A 5,602-nucleotide genomic window follows, 5' to 3' on the forward strand; every position below is an offset into this window, starting at 1 on the left:
TCGAGCTTGATTCCCTCCGCACCGATCTGGGAGCGATCAATCAGCGAGGCCTGCGCCGCGGCATTGCCCGCGCTACGCATCGCGCGCCCGGCGGCGAGGAGGATCGTGTTGTCACGTTGTTTCTTAGGCAGATCAGCATCGGTAAACTTCGGCTCTAGCCGAGAGTTATCAATCGCGGGCAGAGCGGACAGTACGCAAAGTGCCTTCATGTCGGTCATAGTTGATCGCCTGACGATCGACCGAAAGCGGATAGGGGCACTAATCGGGTTCTCTGACCGGGTCTGGGACAAGACCCACGTTTCGGAACGACATGCTGGATGAGGGACTTGGCCTAAAGTTTTCGTTCGGTTGTCCATATGGGATGGATGCAATCCAAAGTTCGGTACTTGGAAGGCGGCGCGCTGGAAGCGGACACGCGCCAGCATGTTGAAGTTTCGGCATCGATGGCAATTTGCCTCTTGCCTGCACGGCTAAGGTGATGGCTAAAGCCATATTGATTATGGGAAAAGCGCAACGCAATGGCTGAAGCCAAGACAACCGGCGGCGATCCGCGACGCGCCAGGACACGAGCCAAGATCATCGCTGCTGCGTTCAATCTCTTCGGCGCGAAAGAGGGCGTGCTGGTGCGTATCGAAGACATTGCAGCACTTGCCGGTGTGACACGAATGACGTTCTACAATCATTTCGCCAGCATGGCTGCGCTGCGCGAGGCAGTCTGCTTCGAATTGACTCACGATTTCCTGACGTCAGTCACCCAAACACTCGCCACTCTGGATGACCCGAGCGAGCGGATTTCGACCGCAGTGCGCATGTACCTCGGCAGAGCGGTCAGTGATGCGGCCTGGGCACGCTCGATCCTGAACCTTAGCTCAGACGGGCTTCCGTTCGGTGCGGAAACCTTCCGCGAGGCGGAGCAGACAATGCGCGAAGGTATCGCGGCAGGGGTATTTCAGGATGTCGAAAGCGCGCTAGGTCGCGATCTGGTGCTCGGAACGACGCTGGCGGCGATTGCGACTATCCTGCGGGGGCAAACCGGCCCTGAACACGCCGAGCGGGTTGCTGCAGCAATACTGCGCGGATTGGGTGTAGAGCCCGAGATCGCAAGGCGGACGGCCTTTGCCCCACTACAGTCGAGTAATTTGACATGATGTAAATATTTGGTTAGTGGCAGCGCCAGGACGGATTGCACCAGACAAGCGCCGGCGTGAGGAGCCTGACCATGACCAGACCTTCGAATAACTTGCCCGTTTCCAATATCGACCTTTACGGCGACGAAGCGTTAAGCAACCCGTTCGAAGCTTATCGGCAACTGCGCGATCTGGGCTCGGCCGTATGGCTGGAACGCGTCGACGCTTGCTTCATCGGACGCTATGTGGATGTCCAGGCCGCGCTCGGTGATTGGGAGAGCTTTTCATCGGCGCACGGCATCGGCCTCAATCCGATTATGAACGAGGCTTGGCGCGAGGCTCTGATCTGCACCGATCCGCCCGTTCATGCCGAACGGCGCAAACTCTTTGCCGCAGCTTTGGGGCCGTCGGCGCTCAAACCCGTTGCTGTATCAATCGAACGCCGCGCCAATGAACTGGCGGACCGGTTGCTGGCGATGGGCACTTTTGATGGTGTGGCCGATCTGGCCTGCGATCTGCCAGTCAACATCGTGATGGATCTGATCGGCTGGCCCGATGATATCCGGCCTGGCCTGCTCAAGGTTGCCGAAGGGGCGTGGAACGGCGCGGGTCCGATGGGGGCGCGCACCGAAGCCGGACTGGCTACGATCCAATCGCTGATGGCGATGATCGCCGAAATATACGATTCCAACCGCGTTATGCCCGGTGGCTATGCAGCGCAGATGATCGCTGCTTCCCATCGTGGCGAGATTGACCGCGAAACGGCCATCGGCTTGCTGCTTGGTTATGTGGTCGCTGCTTTTGAGACTACAATCTCCGCCGCTGCATCTGGCGCTTGGCTGTTTGCGACAAACCCAGGCGAATGGAACAAGTTGCGCGCCAATCCGTCACTTGCAGCAAGTGCAGCAAACGAGATTGTCCGCATGGAAACGCCGCTTCAAAAGTTCGCCCGCTATGTCGTACGAGACACGACAATGTCCGATGGTTCGATCGTGCCTGCGCAGAGCCGTGCGATTGTGGCTTATGCCAGCGCAAACCGCGATGAACGAAGGTTTGCCGAGCCTGACCGCTTCTGGATCGACCGTCGTGAGCGCCAGAATCTCGGGTTTGGTTACGGGACCCACAATTGCGCAGGGCAAGGCCTAGCACGAATGGAGCTGACGGCTATCTTCCAAGCGCTCGCTGCACGCATCGCGCGTTTCGAACTGGCTGACGAGCCAGTGCGGATTTGCAACAACATCACCTACGGCTTCGCCAGTCTGCCGATGCGGGCCGTCGCTGTCTGAAGCTAGCGTTCCTGTTCGCTTACCTTGAGGGCGCTGCGCCATTGCTGGCGGTGCTTGGGGTTCTTGAAACCTTCCTGAATGTCGTCGACGAGTTCCATGGCAAAGACACCGAAGGTGACGACCGGCTTTTCCTCGACCTTTGTTAGCAATTTGGCGCGCTCAACGCGGGGATCAAGGCCTTCGACCAGCATCTCGCGGATCTTCTCGGCTCACCAAGGGATTCGCGGGCACAACGAACAGTGGCTGTGGGATCCCTGGAGTGGCCATCAGAGCAGCCTCCCGAAATCGCGCGGGCGCTGCGCTGGCTGCGGCGGGAACGGACAGACCGGGTCTCTGACCGGGAGCCCGTCGATCCATTCGTCGATATCGCGCCGCTTCCAGCGCAACTGCCCGCCGCTAAGCGCGCAGGGCTTGGGGAAGTCCCCCGCAGCCTGTTTGCGCCAGATCGTGACCCTGCTCATGCGCAGGTGCCGGACGAGATCGTCCGTGGTCATCAGTGTGCTTGTTTCCTCGCGTTCCATCGCCGTTCCTCCACGTCGCAATGCGTGCAGAGGCTTTCACAGGGAGGGAGGCGGACGAAGCCGTTTCTCGGGATTCCTCAGAATTTCCGGGAATTCGGCAGGGGCTCAGGTGACACCACTCAGATGATGTCGATACATTGAATTCTGTGCTCAAATGCGCTATATGAATGCTCAAAGGAGCAATCATGGCCACCTCTGCGACCTATAGCGACAACGTCAAAACCGTGCGCGCCAAGGCTGGAACCTCGCGCGGCAGCAAGTCGGCTATGCTTAAGGCAGGGGGCGACTATCGCGAGCTCTTCGCCGCGTCACCGCAGGCGCGGATTGCGATGATCAGGCAGGGCGTGCCTGCCATCGAGGCCAAGCGGCTGGTGCAGGCGCTCGGGGTCGAGCAGAAGGTGTTCTATCAGGCGCTCGGGCTGAAGACCGCGACGGTCAATCGCAAGATCATCCAGAGTGAGAAGCTCGCCAGTGATGAAAGTGAGCGTCTTCTGGGCGTGGCGCGGCTGATCGGGCAGGTCGAGGCGATCGTGGCAGAGTCTGGCGATCCCAAGCACTTCGATGCGCCCGAATGGCTGTCGCGCTGGCTGCGTGAGCCGCTGCCCGCGCTTGGCGGGACCCCGCCAATGGCTCTGCTCGATACGATGGAGGGTCAGGCCATGGTCGCCGAGGCGCTCTCCCGCATCCAGAGCGGAGCCTATGCGTGAGTGTATCGGTCTGGCGGATTGCGACTGACACGAAGAACTATGAAGCGGACGATCTCAGCGGCAAGGGGGCGGAAATCACCGGCGGGCGCTGGAACGACAAGGGCACGCCGCTGGTCTACACGTCGACGAACCGGTCGCTCGCCGCACTTGAGACCATCGTCCACCTTAACTCGGGCGGTCTGCCGCTCAATCGCTATCTCGTCGAAATCGTCATCCCGGATGATGTCTGGAACGCGGCGGAAGAGATCGATCACACTACCGCGCCGGTCGGATGGGACGCCGAACCTGCGAGCCGCACATCATCGGACTATGGCACCCGCTGGGCCAGAGCTGCGACTAGCCTGCTGCTGCGCGTCCCCTCCGTGATCGTGCCGGAGGACAGCAATGTGCTGATCAACCCGCGCCATCCCGACTTCGCGGCGATCAAAGCCCGCAAGGTGCGCAAGTGGATCTATGATCCGAGGATCGTGCGGAGCATGTGACCTACAGGACCAGACCCTGCTTGATCAGAAAGGCTTTGAAGGCCCCATAGGTGCTACTGGCTGAACTGCCGACGATTTTGCCAAGCACGTCGTCGGTGTATTCGATGTGACGACCGCGTTTCTCGGCGCCTTCCCTGACCTTGGCGGCGATCTGGCCGGTCTGGAGGCAAGGATCCCTCTGAACGATTTTCCACGTTTCCAGGTTCACATAGCGGAACTGATCCTTCTCGCTCAGGGATTTCGGCGCGGCTTCGAGGTACTTATTCAGGGCTTCGGCGAATGCGCTTTCCGCGATGCCGGAAAAGGGGTGCTCGGTTTCGCGGATCGTTGAAACAGGGACGATGCTGAGGCCCATATCATGCTCGTCACCGCGAGGCTTTGGCATCAATGAGGCGACGGTGTCGCGCGATCTCGCCCGCTCGCTCAAGACCGCCCTGGGCACCTCGACGAACAATTCCTGCGCCGTCGCACGGGCGTCAATCGCGCCGCTGCGAACGATCAACCGCAGGCCGTTCAATCCGGCGAAGGCCTCACTCTTGATAAAGGACCCACCGTTGCCGCGTTCCCGCATGGCGCTGCGTTTGCCCGCTTCGAACCTCGCCCGGCAGGTTTCGAGGCGGACGAACCATTGATGTTGCTCAGACGTCTGCAAGCGTGCCTGAAGCTCTCGGTGGCTCGGTTTGCGCAGCCGCCTGTTACATTCCCACGCGGCCGCGCCCGACAGGGCTGCCAGACACAGCCACAGGACGGGATTGCCGTCTCCGACCATTGCTAGAACCGAGAGGGCTGCGCCGAACACCGAAAAACCGATGCTGGCCCATTTTCCCACATTGAGCCAAGTCCACTCACCCTGCTCAGGATCGAGCCGCTCAAGAAATGCGAGGCCGAGTACCGCTTCCGTGGTCTTTTGGCCGTCTTCACCGTGCTCTTGCAGGAGTGCAGCCCAGAGCGTGGGGAACCGCTCCTCGCCCGTCCGCAAATCGAATGTTGCCATCGAAATCGGTCTCAGCGGACACCCAATCGCGAAAACTGCTGCGGAATCCATGCGGCACGGCATCGACCTCGGCATCGCGGCAGATCTTGGTCAGCATCATGTCCGACATCGGTTTGGCATGGCGCGTGCCCGGGAAGACAAGGTTATTGTCCTTCTGCTTGTGGCCCTTCGCCTTCTTGAGCACCGCAAGCGCCGCATCTGCAAGGGGGACGATATGCTCCTGATCGGCCTTCATGCGCGCTGCCGGGATCGTCCAGGTGCGCTTCTCAAGATCGAACTCGGACCACAACGCACCGCGCACCTCGCCTGAACGTGCCGCTGTCAGGATCAGGAACTCGAAAGCGATGCGACCAATGCTCTCACGCTCCCGGAGCATCTTCATGAATCGCGGCACCTGCGCATAGGGCAGCGCCCGGTGATGGCTCTTGCGCTTGCGGATTTTGGGAAGCGACTTGTTGATCGCGGTCATCGGCGGGGGGGGGGGG

The 5,602-nt window shown here is 60.5% G+C and carries 9 protein-coding genes; 4 read left to right on the plus strand and 5 right to left on the minus strand.

Going from position 1 to position 5,602, the window contains the following annotated elements; all coding sequences use genetic code 11:
* Positions 1-218, minus strand: a 218-nt coding sequence (locus IP81_RS17000) for a hypothetical protein (RefSeq protein WP_157573324.1), incomplete at its 3' end; no start/stop codon positions are given.
* A 300-nt stretch (positions 219-518) separates the two neighbouring features.
* On the opposite strand from IP81_RS17000, the gene IP81_RS17005 reads away from it, so the two are divergent.
* Positions 519-1,148 carry a TetR/AcrR family transcriptional regulator gene (locus IP81_RS17005; RefSeq protein ID WP_054109196.1) on the plus strand — a complete coding sequence of 210 codons (630 nt, stop codon included), beginning with the start codon at positions 519-521 and terminating at the stop codon, positions 1,146-1,148.
* 71 nt (positions 1,149-1,219) lie between these two features.
* Complete coding sequence (locus IP81_RS17010) at positions 1,220-2,413, plus strand: cytochrome P450 (RefSeq protein WP_054109197.1); 1,194 nt, start codon at positions 1,220-1,222, stop codon at positions 2,411-2,413.
* A gap of 2 nt (positions 2,414-2,415) precedes the next feature.
* Here IP81_RS17010 and IP81_RS17015 read toward each other — a convergent pair whose 3' ends face one another.
* Both IP81_RS17015 and IP81_RS17020 read right to left on the minus strand, forming a co-directional pair.
* The gene (locus IP81_RS17015; protein ID WP_054109198.1) at positions 2,416-2,604 is read right to left on the minus strand and encodes a hypothetical protein; all 189 of its coding nucleotides are present in this window, start codon (positions 2,602-2,604) and stop codon (positions 2,416-2,418) included.
* A gap of 75 nt (positions 2,605-2,679) precedes the next feature.
* On the minus strand, positions 2,680-2,934 hold the full coding sequence (locus IP81_RS17020; RefSeq protein ID WP_054109199.1) for an AlpA family transcriptional regulator: 255 nt from the start codon (positions 2,932-2,934) through the stop codon (positions 2,680-2,682).
* Positions 2,935-3,119: 185 nt separating this feature from the next.
* Here IP81_RS17020 and IP81_RS17025 point away from each other — a divergent pair, with 185 nt between their 5' ends.
* Both IP81_RS17025 and IP81_RS17030 read left to right on the plus strand, forming a co-directional pair.
* Positions 3,120-3,641 carry an antitoxin Xre/MbcA/ParS toxin-binding domain-containing protein gene (locus tag IP81_RS17025; protein ID WP_231627081.1) on the plus strand — a complete coding sequence of 174 codons (522 nt, stop codon included), beginning with the start codon at positions 3,120-3,122 and terminating at the stop codon, positions 3,639-3,641.
* Complete coding sequence (locus IP81_RS17030) at positions 3,638-4,123, plus strand: RES family NAD+ phosphorylase (protein ID WP_054109200.1); 486 nt, start codon at positions 3,638-3,640, stop codon at positions 4,121-4,123. The genes IP81_RS17025 and IP81_RS17030 overlap by 4 nt, the downstream gene beginning before the upstream one ends.
* A gap of 1 nt (position 4,124) precedes the next feature.
* Here the strand turns inward: IP81_RS17030 and IP81_RS17035 are convergent, their stop codons facing one another.
* On the minus strand, positions 4,125-5,117 hold the full coding sequence (locus IP81_RS17035; protein ID WP_157573325.1) for a hypothetical protein: 993 nt from the start codon (positions 5,115-5,117) through the stop codon (positions 4,125-4,127).
* Positions 5,041-5,602: tyrosine-type recombinase/integrase (locus tag IP81_RS17040; RefSeq protein ID WP_157573326.1), on the minus strand; the 562-nt coding region annotated here is incomplete at its 5' end. The genes IP81_RS17040 and IP81_RS17035, both read right to left, overlap by 77 nt.

Origin of the sequence: Novosphingobium sp. AAP83 (genome assembly GCF_001295795.1) — a bacterium.
GTDB lineage: Bacteria > Pseudomonadota > Alphaproteobacteria > Sphingomonadales > Sphingomonadaceae > Novosphingobium.